Genomic DNA, 17386 nt, shown 5'->3' on the forward strand with positions numbered 1-17386 from the left:
CTCTCCTCTTATTTTTGGATTAGGCTAGTGCCTGTCATTTCTTCTGGTTTCTCAACATTCAATAGATCCAGTAATGTCGGAGACAAATCAGCAAGGATACCGCCGCTACGAAGTTCTACGCCTTCTTTTGTCACGATTACAGGAACCGGATTTGTCGTATGGGCAGTCATTGGCTTATCTTCAAGCGTAACTACTTCATCCGAGTTACCATGGTCAGCCGTAATGATAGCATGACCGCCTTTTTCAATAATCTTGTCGACGATTTTACCGAGGCATTCGTCAACTGCTTCAATTGCCTTCACAGTCGGTTCCAGCATACCTGAATGTCCAACCATGTCCGGGTTAGCGAAGTTCAAGATGATCGCTTGGTGTTTATCCTGATCCAAGTCATCAAGTAACGCGTCCGTCACTTCGTATGCACTCATTTCAGGTTTCAGATCATATGTCGCCACTTTCGGGCTGTTAATCAGTATCCGATCCTCACCAGGGAACTCCTCTTCGCGACCGCCGCTCATAAAGAACGTCACATGCGGGTACTTCTCTGTTTCTGCAATACGCAGCTGTTTGATGTTGTTCTGAGAAAGCACTTCACCGATTGTGTTATCCAAGTTGACTGGCTTGTACGCAACGTCGCCGTCTACCGTTTCACTAAAGTTCGTCATGCAGACGAATTCATTAATCGTTGGTGGGTGTTCACCACGATCAAAGTCACGGAAGTCTTTGTTTGCGAAAGTCCGAGAAATCTGGATAGCTCTGTCCGGGCGGAAGTTATAGAAGATGATTGCATCATCATCCTGTATTTTCGCTACCGGTTCCCCATTTTCCTCTGTGATGACAGATGGAAGAACGAATTCATCATAAATTTCATTTTTATAGGAATCTTCGATGACGTCATAAGGGCTCTTATAGGCAGGGCCTTCTCCGTAAACCATCGCATCATACGCTTTTTTCACACGATCCCAACGTTTGTCGCGGTCCATGGAATAATAGCGTCCTGTAACTGTTGCAATCTTACCAATACCAAGTTCCTTGATTTTCGCTTCTGTCTGATCAATGAATTCTTTCGCGCTTCGCTGACCAACGTCCCGACCGTCAAGGAAACCATGGATGTAAACTTTCTCTAATCCATGCTTCTTAGCAAGTTCCAAAAGAGCAAATAAGTGCTCAATGTGACTGTGTACGCCTCCATTGGACAAAAGACCGAAGAGGTGCAGACTCTTATCGTTCTTTTTCGCATGGTCGACTGCTTTAAGAAGTACTTCATTATCATAGAAGTCGCCATCTTTGATGGATTTATTCACGCGAGTCAGGCTTTGATACACGATGCGTCCAGCACCGATATTCAAGTGACCTACCTCAGAATTACCCATCTGGCCTTCTGGCAAGCCAACAGCCTCTCCGCTAGCAGTAAGCTCGTTATGCGGATACTTGTTCCAGTAACGGTCGAAGTTCGGCTTTTTAGCATGCTTTACTGCGTTACCCTTTTCTTCATCGCGGATTCCGAATCCGTCGAGAATGATGAGGGCAGCTAATTTGTCCTGACTCATTTTGCACCAGCCTCCACAAGCGCTAGGAAGGAATCAGCTTCCAGGCTTGCACCGCCGACTAAAGCGCCGTCGATATCAGATTCAGAAAGTAGTTCATCCACGTTTGCTGGCTTCACGCTTCCCCCGTATTGGATGCGTACAGCGTCAGCTGCTTCAGCGGATACTTTCTCTTTTACAACATTACGGATGAAGGTGCAGACTTCATTCGCTTGCTGTGCTGTTGCAGTTTTACCAGTACCTATAGCCCATACTGGCTCATAAGCAAGAATTACTGTTGAAACTTGTTCAGCAGACAGACCTTCCAAAGCCTTTTCGACTTGGCCGCCAACTACTTCGTTTGTTTTGTCAGCTTCACGCTCTTCAAGCGTTTCGCCGATGCAGACGATTGGAGTAATACCATGCTGCAATGCTGCATGTGTCTTTTTGTTAACAGACTCGTCTGTTTCGTTGTAGTATTCACGACGCTCGGAGTGTCCGATTACCGCATATTCCACACCAATGCTTTTCAGCGCTGTTGGGCTGATTTCACCAGTGAAAGCACCGCTTTCTTCATAGTGCATTGTTTGAGCAGCGATCTTAAGGTCCGTACCCTCTGTAAGCTTCACTAGCTCAGTCAAATACAATGCTGGTGCACAAACAATTGCTTCCGCTTTGTCACTGGATGGAATCTTCGCTTTCGTCGCTTCGATGAATTCTTTTGCTTCAGAAATTGTTTTGTTCATTTTCCAGTTGCCTGCGATGACGTTTTTACGCATAATTCTCCATCCCTTCAGTCTTTTTATTTGTCGTTCAATGCAGCTACACCAGGCAGCTCCTTGCCTTCCATAAATTCAAGGCTGGCACCGCCGCCAGTGGAGATATGATCCATTTTTTCAGCAAGGCCGAATTTCTCTACTGCTGCAGCAGAGTCTCCGCCGCCGATGATAGAGAATCCTTCTCCTTCTGCCAATGCTTCCCCAACTGCTTTTGTTCCGCCAGCAAATGCGTTCAATTCGAACACACCCATTGGTCCGTTCCAGATGATCAATTTGGAATCTTTAACGATTTGCTTGTATGTCTCACGAGTTTTAGGTCCGATGTCCAATGCTTCCCAGTCAGCAGGAATTTCTTCAATGCTCACTTCACGCTTGTTGGCATCCTCGGAGAAATCATCAGCTACAACAACATCCTCAGGCATTACCATATTAACGCCTTTGTCTTTTGCTTTTTGCATGAATTCTTTTGCCAAATCGATCTTATCTTCTTCAAGCAAGGATTTTCCGATCTCATAGCCGCGTGCTTTAATGAATGTATAAGCCAAACCGCCGCCGATGATTAGATTATCAACTTTATCAAGTAAGTTATCGATTACACCGATCTTATCTTTTACTTTTGCACCGCCAATGATGGCTGTGAATGGTCGTTCCGGATTAGATAGTGCTTTACCAAGTACTTCTAGTTCACGCTCCAAAAGTAAACCTGCAACCGCTGGAAGATGTTTCGCTACACCTTCTGTAGATGCATGTGCACGGTGTGCAGCACCGAATGCATCATTTACATACACATCAGCTATGGAAGCAAAAGCTTTTGCTAATTCTGGATCGTTTTTCTCTTCACCAGCTTCAAAGCGTACATTTTCGATAAGAAGTACGTCACCATCAGCAAGACTTTCCACTGCTTGGTTCACTTCTTCCCCTTGTACTTGATCGACTTTCACGACTTCCTTATCAAGCAAATCGCTAAGACGCTGAGCAACAGGGTCCAAACGCAAATCTTCTTTTACTTCGCCTTTCGGGCGGCCAAGGTGGCTGGCAAGAATCACTTTTGCTCCTTGTCCGACAAGATGCTTGATTGTCGGAAGGGCAGCCTTGATCCGTGTATCATCAGTTACAGTGCCATTTTCCATTGGTACGTTGAAATCCACACGGCAGAAAACTTTCTTACCTGCTACATCAATATCGCGGATTGATTTCTTGTTCATATCTACGCCTCCTCGAATACTTGTTACCTATGTATCTGTTCCTTCTCTATCATTCGCATGGCAGGATTTGTTCCTTGACTAACTAACTATCGGCTTTAGTTAATCCCAGAACTTCCGTATAAGTAAAAAACTTCTTACTTATCCTTCTGCCGTTTGTTAGAAAAGAACAGGCATAGGTCAAAAGGGAGGGAGGTGCTCCTCCCTCCCTTTCTACCATTGCTTATTTAGAAATTAGATGCCTTTGCTTTTCAAGAATACAGCCAAGTCTACGCAACGAGTGGAGTAACCCATTTCGTTATCGTACCAAGAAACAACTTTTACCATGTTATCTTCCAAAACCATAGTAGAAAGTGCATCTACTGTAGAAGAGTTTCTGTTTCCGATGTAATCGGAAGAAACAAGTGGCTCTTCGCTGTAACCAAGAACGTGGCTAAGTTCGCCTTCAGCAGCTTCTTTCAAAGCAGCGTTAACTTGCTCAGCAGTTACGTTTTGGTCGAATTCAGCAACCAAGTCAATAAGGGAAGCATCTTTAACCGGTACACGCATTGCCATACCATTCAATTTACCTTTAAGTTCAGGCAATACTAGAGAAACTGCTTTAGCAGCACCTGTAGTTGTAGGAATGATGTTTTCTGCTGCTGCACGTGCACGACGGTAGTCTTTGTGCGGCAAGTCAAGAATTTGCTGGTCATTTGTATACGCGTGAACAGTTGTTACTAGACCGCGTTTGATTCCGAATGTATCATGAAGTACTTTTGCAACCGGAGCCAAGCAGTTAGTAGTACAAGAAGCGTTTGAAAGTACAGTATGCTCAGATGGATCATAGCTGTTTTCGTTAACGCCCATTACGACAGTAAGGTCTTCGCCTTTAGCTGGTGCAGAGATGATAACTTTTTTCGCTCCTGCTTCAACGTGTTTCTTCGCATCTTCACCATTTGTGAAAATACCAGTAGATTCAACTACTACTTCTACACCAAGATCTCCCCAGCCAAGGTTAGCAGGATCGCGCTCAGAAAGAACTTTGATCTCTTTACCGTCAACAACTAGGTTTTTGCCGTTTACGGATACTTCTGCATCAAGGACACCGTGTACAGAATCATACTTTAACAAATGGGCAAGCATATTCGCATCTGTAAGGTCGTTGATTGCAACTACCTCTGCTTCGCTGTTAGCTAGCGCTTGACGGAATACGTTACGTCCAATACGTCCAAAACCGTTAATACCAATTTTTACTGTCATGAAAAATTTCCTCCTTGTAATAACTGAATGATTAAAGGGTTTAATATCCCTTTATTAACTGGTTCGCTGCCGCCTCATCCGTCACCAGGAGATTGTTTCTTCCCAGTTTGAAGTATGAGGCGATTGCACGGGCTTTCGAGGCACCGCCTGCAATAGCTATTACATGTTCTGCTTTATCTAAGTCCTCTAACTGCAATCCAACCGTCCGTACACGGTGGACTACATTCCCCTCAGCATCGAAGTAATAACCAAATGCCTCACTTACTGCAACACCGCTCTTAATCTGCTCGACAAGCGGCGCAGGCGTCCGTCTCCGCTCCGCCATTGTCATGGCGTCACCGATACCGTGGATAACCACGTTCGAACGGTTGATGATGGACAGAACTTCCTTAACGGAAGGCTCTTCGATAATTGTCTGATAAGATTCTTCCCCGATAGGATCAGGAACATACAACAGCCGGTACTGACTCCTGGCTCGCTTCGCCATAGCAGCACAAATCGTATTCGCTTCGTTTTCCACCTGCTCACCAATACCGCCGCGGGCAGGCACGAACATGACATTTTCAGCTGTATGAATCGGCGGCATCGCTGCTGCCAGCGCGGCCATGGTGGTGCCTCCTGTCACTGCAACCGTATAGTTCGGATGCAGCATACCTTCCAGAAGCTGTGCACACCGTTTTCCCATCTCTTGTTTTACCCAATCTTGGGTATCACTATTACCGGGGACAACAATACAATTATCTATTCCTAGTGTTTCCCGGACACGCTGTTCCAAAACACTTATTTCAGAGGCTTCGAGCATAAAAGCTTCTAATTGCTCGTGAACTTCCAATCCTTCATCGGTAATCTGTACCCCTTTTGTGGTGATATAGATCATTCCTTGGTTCTGAAGGAAGTCAATTTCACCTCTGACGACCCGTTCTGCAAGATTCATGTTTTCAGCAAGTGTGCGACGTCCCAGCGGTCCCATTGTTTTGACAAACTGCAGGATTCCGTATCTTCGCTGCATAATTGCCAGAACATCCGGGAAAAGCTTCTTTTGTAGATCTATTACCGATCGCATAACATACCCCTTCTTCATAAAGCTCAATGGGTCAAAAAAGTCCCAGTATGTCATTTATTGTCCCACTTGCTATAAAAAAAATTCCTCTTGCAAATTCATCATAACAGTACGGCTTCATATATTCAACTTAAAACAACCGAAAAAACAATTAATTCACATATTTATTTAACTTAACAATTTCATAACAAAAAGGCACCGACACGTGTGTCGATGCCTTTCTTCTATTATATTAGGTTAATGCAGTTTCTGGAACCGCTGCCTGTTCTTTCTTTTCCCAAGGACGGGAACGCCATCTCCGGTAAGCGAAGAAGCCGCGGAACCATTCATCTACGCCCATCGCAATCCAGACTCCGAGTAAACCGAGACCGAAGGATACACCAAGTGTGTAGCTAAGAAGTACAGCAATCCCCCACATGCTGATGACTCCGATAATCGCTGGGAATTTTGCATCACCAGCCGATTTGAGTGAACTCATCAAAACAATATTCATAGCACGGCCAGGCTCAGTGAAGGCAACTGCCCATAAAATCGGGATACCAACTGCCAAAATAGCCGGGTCATCTGTGAACATTTGCAGAATAGGTGCTCCAGTTAATGCAAAGCCCATTGAAACGATGAAGGATGCTATCATAGCAATTTTCAGTGTACGCAAGCCACGTTTCAATGCTCGATCGTACTGCTTACCCCCGATATAGCGGGATACAAGCAGCTGCGTACCTTCTGCAATGGATAGTGTGAACAAGTAACAAAGCATGGATATATTATTAATATATACACGAGCAGCAAGTGAAGCATCACCAAAATTCGCTACGATTGCTGTGATAACAATCTGGGAATATTGATAAGATAGGTTTTCTGCTGCCGAAGGAACACCGATAACTAGGATGTCCTTGATATCTTGCATGTTCAGTTTAATCAAATGCGTACCTGTAAAACGAATTGCCAGATAACGAGAAACAAAGTAGAACAATACAACAACTGCAAAAATACGTGCAATCACAATTGTCCAGGATACACCGACAACCCCAGTGATTGGTAAGCCAAACAATCCAAAGATGGCAACCAAATAACCAAATACACTTAGCACGTTCATCAGAACTGCAACAACCATGGAGACTTTAGTCCGGCCGTTCGCCCGGAGAATCGCACTAAGAGTCAAAGATAATGATTCTAAGAATAAAGACGCACCACATATTTTCACGAAGGTGGTCGCATAAGCGAGTGTCTCACCTTTCAAATCGAAGAAACTTAAAAATACAGAACCGAACAGAACGACGACAGCAGATACGATCAAACCAAACCAGAAGTTCATACCGAAAGCTGTCCGAGCAGTCTGTCGAGCATGCGCCAAATCCTCTGCACCGAGCTTCTGGCCGATGATGATCATAGAAGCAATAGAAGTGACATTAAAAACCAAAATAAAAATGCTAATCAACTGATTCGCTACGCCGACTCCGGCAGCAGCTAAATCTGAGTAATGACTCAGCATCAGTGTAGCAACAATACCCATTCCCATATGAAGTGCTAATTCAATAAACAGCGGCCAAGAGATGCGAAACAACGTTTGCTCAGATGTAGAAGTTGGGTTACCCAACAGACATTCTCCTTTTCGTTAAAATCAAACTCACTCTATATTAATCCTTTTTTCTGGAATGTAAAGAGCTTTACCTAAAAAAGTCAAAAATATTTTTCCGTCACTATAATAACCTCACATGTGCTTATTTTCTTAATGTTTAGTAAGTATTTTATCAATTTAAAAGGAAGCGTTTTCAAAGAAACTGACAAATCCTCTAACTTCTTTCGTTGCTTTACATCATGGACCCTTGATCACTTATATTAATAATCTCAGAAATCTGACTTACAGTAATAACCCAGAAAAAACACCTTCCTTATTTGGAAGGTGTTTCTGATGCCAACTGTATCTCCAGCTCGCGCTGCTTCAATTCCCGACGCAGGATCTTACCGCTAATCTGTGTTTTCGGCAGCTCTGTCATTACTTCGATTTCCCTTGGCGCAGCATGAGCGGCCAGATTCTTACGGACAAACAATCGTAAAGATTCCAGCAGCTCCGGTGTCTCCTCATAGCCATCACGCAGCGTAATGAAAGCTTTGACAATTTCCCCGCGAACAGGGTCCGGTTTTCCGATTACACCCGCTTCTGCAACAGCAGGATGTTCAATCAGCTTGCTTTCTACTTCGAATGGACCAATTCGCTCACCGGAGGAATTAATCATATCGTCATTTCTTCCTTGGAAGAAGATATAGCCCTCTTCATCCCTCAGCGCTAAATCCCCGGAAATATACCAGCCAGGATAAACAAAGTAACTTTCATATTTCCCTCGATCGCCCCAGATATCCTGCATAAGACCCGGCCATGGTGTCTTAACGGCAAGCTGACCAATTGAATTCGCTGGCAGCTCATTCCCTTCTTCATCCAGGATACCAACCTGAATGCCTGGGAATGCGCGTCCCATTGAGCCTGGTTTAATTGGCTCGGAAGGCAGATTGACGATAATATGTCCGCCTGTTTCTGTCATCCACCACGTATCGTGGATACGAAGCTGCAAGTTATCCCATGCCCATGTGATGACTTCCGGATTAAGCGGTTCTCCGACACTAAGAATATGGCGCAAGCTGGATAAATCATAATCTCTGTACAAATCTCCTTTTGCCTTGAGAAGGCGGAAAGCAGTAGGTGCACTATATAGTGTTGTCACTTTAAGCTCTTCAATGATTTTGTACCATGATTCTGCTTGGAATCGTCCTCCTTGGATAACAATTGTTGCGCGGTTCAGCCATGGCGCGAACAAGCCATAGACACTGCCAGTCACCCAGCCAGGATGGGACGTGCACCAATACACATCATCATCTTGAACATCGAGCACCCATTTGCCGGATACAGCATGGTGGATGAAAGAACGATGAGCATGCAGAACGCCCTTTGGTTTACCAGTCGATCCGCTCGTATAATGGATCAGAAGACCGTCTTCTCTGTCGACCCATTCTACTTCTCCTGAAACATCTGCTTCCGGTTCAGCTTCATCAATTTCTTCTATTAAAAGAATCTCCTGCAAGGAAGGAATATCCTCGGCTGGAACTCGGTTAATCAAGTCCTGGTCCGTTATCAGCAGTGTACCGTCGCAATCATTGATCCGATCACGTACAGCATCTTCCATGAACGCTTCAAACAGCGGACCTGCAATCGCTCCAACACGGATGGTTGCCAGAATAGCAATGTAGCATTCCGGGTTTTTCGGAAGAAAGATAAAAACGCGGTCCCCCTTCTCTACTCCACGTGAGCGGAGGACCTTCGCATAATGCTCAATTTTCTGCTGCAGCTGTTCGAATGTCAAACTGGATTGCAGCAGCCCATCTTTCACATAATGCAATGCTATTTTTGATCCATATCCTTCCTCCACATGGCGGTCAACAGCTTCATAAGATGCGTTACATCTGCCATCTTTCCTACCGAGAAGCTCCTCTTCTAGCACTTTCCAATCATGGTTGTTCAGTGCTTCTTGATAGCTTGAAAGATTATGCTTTCTGTCCGATTTCGGTGACAAGGCTGTAGTCATATGTCTGTTCCTTCCCTTCCAGTAGATCAAGTATGTCTTCTTTCCATTTTCCTAGAGCTGCACTTCCGCGAGAGCGAGGTCTTGTTAAAGCTATTTTCAAATCTTTGGCCAAAGTAGATGGACGCCCTTGCAAGAGCAAGACACGATCACTCAAATATAAGGCTTCATCGATATCATGCGTAACGAGGATAATCGTTGTACCAAATGTTTCCCAAATCTTCAAAAGAAGCTCTTGCAGCTGCATTTTGGTAAATGCATCCAGTGCGCTGAATGGCTCATCCAGCAAGAGGATATCAGGCTCTGTCACAAGCGCACGCGCAATAGCTGCCCGCTGTGCCATACCGCCAGAGAGCTCACGTGGATAGAGCTTTTCTGCTTCTTTTAGTCCGACAAGCTCCAAATACCGCCGTGCTTTTTCCTCATTTTCTTTACGGTCTCCCTTTAAGCCGAACGTGGCATTAGCTAAGACCGTTTTCCAAGGCAAGAGTCGCGGCTCCTGGAATATAAATCCAACACGCTGATCGGAAGGGATGCTGATTTTCCCTTCATAATCCGAATCAAGACCCGCAAGAGCCCGCAGGACCGTACTCTTGCCGCAGCCGCTTGTACCGAGCAGACTTACGATTTCTCCTTTTCCGACAGAGAAATCCACTTGCTGCAATACTTGTTTTTCCCCGAAGCGTCTTCCGAGCGCTTTCACTTGTAATGTCATGCTGATTCCTCCCTCGTTATTTCGCTAATGCTGTATCCTGCCAATGAAGCGATCGCTTCTGAATGATCTTCAGCACCCAATCTGTCAATTTACCGAGCAGGGCAAACAAGAAGATACTGGCAATAATTACATCGGGAGCGTATGTGTTCTGCCCTAATATAAGCAGATAGCCAAGCCCTTGGCTGGCACCCATGATCTCTGCAGCAACAACGAACATCCATCCTAAACCGAGACCGCTTCGTAAACCGGTAAGGAAAGACGGCAGCGACGCCGGAAGAATAATTCTTCTTACTAGCGCTACCCCATCGAGGCCATACATTCTGCCTACTTCAATCAGTTTTCGATCCACTCCGCGAATACCATCAACGATATTCAAATAAACAGGGAAGAACACACCGACTGCAATTAATGTCACTTTCGATGTTTCACCAATTCCCATCCAAAGGATGAATAGCGGAACCCATGCTAGCGACGGGATGGAACGAAATGCTTGAATCAGCGGATCGAAAAACCGTTCTGCAAGTTCAGAATAGCCGACAAGTGTTCCCAATAGGATCGCTGCGATAGTTCCAATGATGAAACCAACGAACAGCCTGTAAACAGTAAGTAATACATGATCCTGCAGGGAGCCATCCTGCAAGTATGTAATAATGGTAGATAAAATAGCGCTAGGCGCAGGCAGCTGATAGGCAGGAATGACCCCTGCCCTGCTCAGAATCTCCCATGCTGCCAGTAATACGATCGGCAGCAGTGAACCGAGCAGTACAGGATGTGTCCGTAATTTCTTCCACATAAATCATCATTCCTCTCCAAGTTCTTGTGCGAATTTCGGTTCAATATAAGCATCAACCGTTTCCGCTACATCTTTGTTGCCTTTCCATAGATTCGCCTTTTCCAGAACAGCACCTGACTGATTCAGAATCTCACGCTGTGTATCGCTAGGTACAGATTCAGAGAAATCATTTCGTTCCAGCTGCTTTGCAGCAACTTCTTGGCTGATACCCGCCTCTTTAGCAACAATCTCTGCTGTCTCTTCTGGATTCTCTTCGATCCATGCTCTTGCTTTGTCATAAAGTTTCAAGACTTCTTTCACTTCTTCAGGATGATTTTCAGCGAATTTTTCCCGAACATTCAGGAAATTGTATGTGTTGAAATCTTCGTTACGATAGAAAAGCTGTGCGTCATTCTCCAATTCAAGCTTTGCCATATGCGGATCAAGTCCTGCCCATGCATCTACATCACCTGAGAGAAGAGCGCTAGCTCCGTCTGCATGCTGCAGATTGACGATTTCGACATCCTGCTCATCCAAACCAGCTTCCTGCAAAGTACGCTGCAAGAAGATATACGGATCGGTTCCGACAGTCGCGGCAACTTTCTTCCCTTTCAAGTCTGCCGGATCTTTAATGTCGCTATCCTTTGCCGCAACCAATGCTGTCCATTCTGGTTTAGACGCCAGATATATACCTTGAATCGGATTGCCGTTCGCCTTGGCAAGCAAGGCGGCACTGCCTGCTGTAGAACCGAAATCTACGCTGTTACTGTTCAAAAATTCCAGCGCTTTATTAGATCCTTGGCTGAGTGTCCAAGTCACTTCGATGTCAGAATCCTTAAATGCTTCTTCTGCCCATCCTTTATTTTTTATCACCAGACTTGCTGGGGAGTAGTAGGCATAATCCAAACGAATCTGTTTCAGTTCACCGGATGCACTGCTTGAGTTCCCGCAAGCTGCCAGAAAAACAATTACAACCAAACTAAGTAAAGCTAGTAAACTTCTTTTATCTATAAGGGGAATCTTATTCATCAATCGTTACTCCTTTGTTATCCAGTTCACAGGCATACGTGCTGATCGTACCGCGCAAGCGCTGTGCTTCTTTGTATGTGCAGCGATTGTGAACAACTTCCAATCCTGCTTCTCTCGCAATAGCTGCGGCTTCCTGCGAAACGACACCTTCTTGGAGCCAGAAGATTTCTGGACGTACTTCAGCTGCTTCCTTAGCTAGTTCTACAGCAGCTTCGGGACTGCGGAAAATCTGAGCGATATCGATTTTCTCAGGCACGCTTGTCAAATCGGGATAAGCCTTTTCTCCCAATACACTCGTTTCAGCAGGGTTAACCGGAATGATTTTGTATCCGAGTCGCTGCATCTTCCGTGCCAAACGGTTGCTTGGGCGCTGTTCCTTACTGCTCAAGCCCACTACAGCGATCGTTTTTTGACGGCCAGTTGCATCTGTCGCACTGCCTAGCGCTTCCCGAATAACGGCTTCATCATTGATGACAATTTTCCGTGATTCAGAACGGATTCCCGTCGCTTTTTCCAACGCTCTGTCCAAATCATGGATAAGATCATCCACTGACTCTATTCCAACGGACAAGCGCACCAATTCTTCTTTCACTCCTGTAGCTGCGAGCCCTTCTGCATCCAGCTGAAGATGTGTGGTCGATGCTGGATGTATAATCAATGATTTTGCATCTCCCACATTGGCAACGTGTGACCAAAGTGCAACATTATTGATCAGTGTAGCACCAGCTTTTCTGCCGCCCTTAATACCAAAATTAACAATGGAACCAGTACCGGATGGAAGTACTCTCTTTCCTATTTCATAGGATGGATGGCTGCTGAGTCCTGGATAAGCAACCCAATCAACTGCCGGATGCTGTTCAAGATAAGTCGCAAGCTTTTCTGCATTTTGTACATGGCGCTCAACGCGCAAGTGCAAAGTCTCAAGCCCCTGAATCAGCTGCCATGCATTAAACGGACTAAGCGCAGCGCCTAAATCACGAAGCAATTGCACGCGCAATTTCGTACTGAAAGCAAGTGTGCCGAAATCAAATGCATAGCGGATGCCATTGTAGCTTGGATCCGGTTCTGTGAATGTCGGAAATTTCGGTGAATTCCAATCAAACCTGCCTCCGTCTACAATCAATCCCCCTATAGAAGTACCATGACCGCCAATCCACTTCGTCGCACTGTGAACAACAATATCAGCTCCAAGTGTAATCGGTTTGCTCAAAATCGGTGTAGCAAACGTACTGTCGACGATTAGCGGAATACCGGCATCGTGCGCCACTTTTGCTACTGCTTCTACGTCTAGCACATGCAGACTCGGGTTTCCAATAATTTCAGCAAATACAGCCTTCGTTTTGTCTGTAATCGCTGCACGGAAAGCTTCCGGATCAGTTGGATCAACGAATTTTACGTTGATTCCATAGCGCGGAAGTGTCGTTTGAAATAGATTATACGTTCCGCCATACAAATTGGTCGCTGCTACGATTTCATCTCCAGCGGCTGCCAGATTGAGAATGCTGTAGCTGATTGCTGCCATACCAGAAGCAACGCCGACTGCTGCAACGCCGTCTTCGAGCAACGCAATCCGTTTTTCCAAAACATCGACTGTAGGATTGCCGATACGGGAATAAATGTTACCCGGCTCATCCAAGGCGAATAGACGCTCTGCATGATCTGTATCATGGAAAAGGTAAGAAGTCGTTTGATAAAGCGGAACTGCTCTTGAACCTGTTGTCGGATCTGGAGCTTGCCCGCCGTGTAATGCTAATGTCTCTGCTTTATATACTTGATCTGTCATTTTGTCATTCCTCCAATTTATATATATAGATGAAAAAAGCAGCTTCCGATAAGAAGCTGCTGCATAAGCATGGAACTTCTTATCTCTCAAACTCTTTGTTTGCTGGAAGTAGCACCTTCCAAGCATTGCTGCTTGCAGGTTGCCGGGCATCATAGGACCAGTCCCTCCGCCTCTCTTGATAAGCTATTATGAAATTTTCATAGGCTGCTGAAGCACCTGACGGATATGATGTCCCCATTTTTCAAATTCGAGCAGGAAGCCATCGTGTCCATAGATTGTTTTAACGTCTACATGACGGGCACCCGGAACTGCTGCTGCAAAGCGTTCAATCTCTTCAGGCGGAAACAGCAAATCTCTGGAGAAGCCGAATGTCAGTACAATTGCCTTTATACTTTGAGCAGCAGACTGCCATCCTCCTCTTCCCCTGCCGATATCATGACTGTTCATCGCCTCTAATAATGTCACATAACAATTGGCATCAAAGCGATTGACGAGCTTCTCTCCTTGGTAATTCAAATATGATTCCACTTCATATGCTGCATCGTCCCTGCGGGATGCAGCGCGGCGGAAGCGTTCATTATATTGGTGATCGGAACGGTAAGTAAGCATTCCTACCATCCTTGCAAGTCCGAGACCAGCGGCAGGTGGTTTATCTGCTGTGTAATTACCATTGTTCCAATTGTGATCGGAAGTGATAGCTGTCTTGGCTAAGTGATTATAGGCGATTGCATAATCACTTACGTAAGGAGTTGCCGCCAAAGGGATCAGTACATCCATGAAATCCGGGTACATGACACCCCATTCTAGTACTTGCATTCCACCTAATGATCCGCCGATCACAGCTCTCAAATGAGAGATTCCTAGTTTCTTCAACGCAATGCGCTGAACTGAAACCATGTCACGGATCGTAATAGCTGGAAAAGCTGCCGCATACCTATCACCTGAAACTGGATCTGCCGATAAGGCACATGTTGTGCCGTTGCAGCCGCCCAGCACATTGAATGTAATTATTTTATACCGGCTGGTGTCGATAAACCCTCCTGGCTGCAGCAATCCGCTCCACCAGCCTGGATCTGTACCAGTACCGGCCGCAAATTGATCTCCTGTCAGCGCATGGCAGATAAGCACCGTTTCTCCTGATTCAGGGCCACTTCTTTCATAAGCTACTTCCACCTGCGGGAGGATCTCACCTGATTCAAGCTCGATATCACCTATGAGAAGTTTGCCGGTTTGGTATGACTGTTCTGACTCCATGTTCCGTACGCTTCCTCCCCTCAAATAAAAAAGCCACCCTGAGAGGACAGGGTGGCAATATGTACCGACTTGTCTCTCTCATCTCTAAAGTGCATACGCACTTTCAGGAATTAGCACCTTATAAGCATTTCTGCTTGCAGGTTGCCGGGCATCGTCGGGCCAGTCCCTCCGCCTCTCTTGATAAGAGCTTGCTATTTATTTGTTAACAGGATTGTAGCATGGGTTAAATTATCAGTCAACTATAAATTCTGAAATTTCCATTTACGCCGTATGTATCCTTAGAAATTTGGACGCCCCGCATCAGCTGCTGCCAATGCGGGGCTAAAATGTAACTTTTCTATTGTAAGTAGAGGATACCTAATACATCCTCCTGCCGCGGTACTTGTTCCACATGGTAGTTTTCACTTAAACGATGCAATCCCTACCTCTATTGCATCCTCACGGCTCCTAGGCCGCTCCAGTCTGAATAAGTACTTCTAATTAAAACTATAGCAGAATGCCAATGATATTCGATAAAGTTACTCAAACATCGAATACGTTAACTATCTTATCATGCTTTACAATTATTGTCAAACTTCCGATGCAGGACATCTTCGCAGCTATCTATCTATTCCCGTTGCAAAGAAGTACAAACCACCCCAAATTTCCCATTTGCCATAAATTCCGTCCTATTTTAGGTAACGCTTCATGACAAAAGCCCTGAAAACACTTACATGAGTTGGTCAGAAATATTCACGTAAGATAACCTGACAAGTTTGTTACATTTTTTTGCGTGACGCTTATATAATGAGTAAAGATTTAAATTTTCAAACAATTAAAGATAAACACAGGGGGTAGAGAAAATGGATATGGCTAATACGGTATTCATGTTTGTCGCAACCGTCTTAGTATGGTTGATGACACCAGCACTCGCACTCTTCTACGGCGGGTTAGTAAGAAGTAAGAACGTGCTGAGCACAGCGATGCACAGCTTTACGACAATGGCAATTGTGTCGATCATCTGGATTATCATTGGCTTTTCCCTGGCGTTCTCACCAGGTAACGGAATTATTGGAGGCTTGGATTTCTTCGGGCTTACTAATGTCGGTTTCGAGCCGGCTGAAGGACACACTATTCCATTCAATTTATTCATGATGTTCCAAATGACATTCGCGATTCTGACAACTGCAATCGTGTCTGGCGCTTATGCAGAACGTATTCGTTTTCCTGCATTCATCTTATTTACAGTTCTATGGGTCCTTATCGTCTACTCCCCGCTTGCACACTGGGTATGGGGCGGCGGCTGGATTGCGGAAATGGGCGCACTCGATTTCGCAGGCGGAAACGTTGTTCACATTTCTTCCGGTCTTGCAGGTTTGGTTGTTGCCATCGTCATTGGCAAACGAAAAAACGCCGGCTCAACTGCACCGCATAACCTGATCTTCACCTTGATTGGCGGCGCTTTGCTTTGGTTCGGCTGGTTCGGATTCAACGTCGGTAGTGAGCTTGCTTTCGATGATGTAGCAATGTATGCCTTCATCAATACGAATACTGCAGCTGCTTCTGGTGTACTAGGCTGGATGATTATTGAATGGGCCATCAACAAAAAGCCGACACTATTGGGAGCGGTATCCGGTGCGATTGCCGGTCTTGTAGCAATCACTCCTGCTGCAGGTTTCGTCTCTCCAATTGCAAGCATTCCTATCGGTTTCATTGGCGGTATCGTTTGTTTCTGGGGCGTTGGCTGGCTGAAACAAAAGCTTGGTTACGATGACGCACTAGATGCCTTTGGTCTGCACGCTATCGGCGGTACGTGGGGCGGCATCGCAACTGGCTTGTTCGCTAGCGATTCCATTAATGCAATTGTTGAGCACAACGGTCTTTTCTACGGCGGCGGTATTGATTTATTATGGAGACAGGTAGTTGCCATCATCGCGACATTCGCCTTTGTCGGCGTGGTGACATTTATCCTGATTACAATCGTCAACCTCATCTTCAAAGCACGTGCTACAGATGATGAAGAAGCAAAAGGTTTGGATCTGACAATGCACGGCGAGCGCGCTTACCAGGATTAAACTATAAGGAGGAACGGTATATGAGTGACATGTTCAAGGTTGAGATTATCACTAGGAACTCAGCAGATCTTGAAGCATTCAAAATGAAAATGGCTGAAATCGGAGTATCAGGCATGACTTTCTCCCATGTACAAGGATGCGGTCTAGAGGAAGGCTACACAGAGCTATACCGCGGTGTCAAGAAAGTGCAGAATGTATTCGATCGGCTTAAGATTGAGATTGTCGTCAGTGCAGTTCCAGTCGATGATGTCATCAAAGCAGCTACTAGTGCACTCCATACTGGGAAAGCTGGTGACGGAAAGATATTCGTCTATCCTATCCAACAAACGATTGATATTAATACAGGTAAACAAGGCCCTGCAGCCTTGTAAAAAAAGCGCTCCTTTTAGGGGCGCTTT

14 protein-coding genes and 2 riboswitches are annotated in these 17386 nt (G+C 45.4%); of the genes, 2 read left to right on the forward strand and 12 right to left on the reverse strand.

The genetic code is table 11. The features are described from left to right. Positions 1 to 8: 8 nt before the first annotated feature. From gpmI to metX, 12 genes are all read right to left on the reverse strand, one after another. Positions 9 to 1547 (reverse strand): 2,3-bisphosphoglycerate-independent phosphoglycerate mutase, encoded by a 1539-nt coding sequence (gene gpmI, locus CHH48_RS06945; protein ID WP_095218417.1) that lies wholly within the window; start codon positions 1545 to 1547, stop codon positions 9 to 11. Continuing rightward, positions 1544 to 2302, reverse strand: a complete 759-nt coding sequence (gene tpiA, locus CHH48_RS06950) for a triose-phosphate isomerase (protein WP_093880367.1) — start codon at positions 2300 to 2302, stop codon at positions 1544 to 1546. The genes gpmI and tpiA overlap by 4 nt, the downstream gene beginning before the upstream one ends. A 23-nt stretch (positions 2303 to 2325) precedes the next feature. Then, entirely contained in the window at positions 2326 to 3507 is a 1182-nt protein-coding gene (locus tag CHH48_RS06955) for a phosphoglycerate kinase (protein ID WP_095218418.1), read from the reverse strand. 231 nt (positions 3508 to 3738) lie between these two features. Then, positions 3739 to 4746, reverse strand: coding sequence for a type I glyceraldehyde-3-phosphate dehydrogenase (gene gap, locus CHH48_RS06960; protein WP_095218419.1), 1008 nt, complete (start codon positions 4744 to 4746; stop codon positions 3739 to 3741). A gap of 40 nt (positions 4747 to 4786) precedes the next feature. Further along, positions 4787 to 5809 (reverse strand): sugar-binding transcriptional regulator, encoded by a 1023-nt coding sequence (locus CHH48_RS06965; protein WP_095218420.1) that lies wholly within the window; start codon positions 5807 to 5809, stop codon positions 4787 to 4789. A gap of 229 nt (positions 5810 to 6038) precedes the next feature. Beyond that, positions 6039 to 7403 (reverse strand): MATE family efflux transporter, encoded by a 1365-nt coding sequence (locus CHH48_RS06970; protein WP_095218421.1) that lies wholly within the window; start codon positions 7401 to 7403, stop codon positions 6039 to 6041. A gap of 295 nt (positions 7404 to 7698) precedes the next feature. Continuing rightward, positions 7699 to 9384: an acetate--CoA ligase gene (gene acsA / locus CHH48_RS06975; protein WP_095218422.1), complete on the reverse strand. Its 1686-nt coding sequence runs from the start codon at positions 9382 to 9384 to the stop codon at positions 7699 to 7701. Beyond that, positions 9344 to 10096, reverse strand: coding sequence for an ABC transporter ATP-binding protein (locus CHH48_RS06980; protein ID WP_095218423.1), 753 nt, complete (start codon positions 10094 to 10096; stop codon positions 9344 to 9346). Before CHH48_RS06980 ends, acsA begins: the two co-directional genes overlap by 41 nt. 16 nt (positions 10097 to 10112) lie before the next feature. Continuing rightward, positions 10113 to 10889, reverse strand: a complete 777-nt coding sequence (locus tag CHH48_RS06985) for an ABC transporter permease (RefSeq protein WP_095218424.1) — start codon at positions 10887 to 10889, stop codon at positions 10113 to 10115. A gap of 6 nt (positions 10890 to 10895) precedes the next feature. Beyond that, the gene (locus tag CHH48_RS06990; protein ID WP_095218425.1) at positions 10896 to 11897 is read right to left on the reverse strand and encodes an aliphatic sulfonate ABC transporter substrate-binding protein; all 1002 of its coding nucleotides are present in this window, start codon (positions 11895 to 11897) and stop codon (positions 10896 to 10898) included. Further along, positions 11890 to 13680, reverse strand: coding sequence for a PLP-dependent aspartate aminotransferase family protein (locus CHH48_RS06995; protein WP_095218544.1), 1791 nt, complete (start codon positions 13678 to 13680; stop codon positions 11890 to 11892). Before CHH48_RS06995 ends, CHH48_RS06990 begins: the two co-directional genes overlap by 8 nt. Before the next feature lie 76 nt (positions 13681 to 13756). Further along, positions 13757 to 13865: riboswitch (SAM riboswitch) on the reverse strand. Between the two features lies 1 nt (position 13866). Continuing rightward, positions 13867 to 14934 carry a homoserine O-acetyltransferase MetX gene (metX, locus tag CHH48_RS07000; RefSeq protein ID WP_095218426.1) on the reverse strand — a complete coding sequence of 356 codons (1068 nt, stop codon included), beginning with the start codon at positions 14932 to 14934 and terminating at the stop codon, positions 13867 to 13869. A 75-nt stretch (positions 14935 to 15009) separates the two neighbouring features. Continuing rightward, a riboswitch (SAM riboswitch) is annotated at positions 15010 to 15121 on the reverse strand. Between the two features lie 655 nt (positions 15122 to 15776). On the opposite strand from metX, the gene CHH48_RS07005 reads away from it, so the two are divergent. Continuing rightward, positions 15777 to 16988, forward strand: a complete 1212-nt coding sequence (locus CHH48_RS07005) for an ammonium transporter (RefSeq protein ID WP_095218427.1) — start codon at positions 15777 to 15779, stop codon at positions 16986 to 16988. A 20-nt stretch (positions 16989 to 17008) separates the two neighbouring features. Next, on the forward strand, positions 17009 to 17359 hold the full coding sequence (locus CHH48_RS07010; RefSeq protein ID WP_095218428.1) for a P-II family nitrogen regulator: 351 nt from the start codon (positions 17009 to 17011) through the stop codon (positions 17357 to 17359). The last annotated feature ends 27 nt before the right edge of the window (positions 17360 to 17386 follow it).

This window comes from Terribacillus saccharophilus, assembly GCF_002272075.1.
GTDB lineage: Bacteria > Bacillota > Bacilli > Bacillales > Amphibacillaceae > Terribacillus > Terribacillus saccharophilus_A.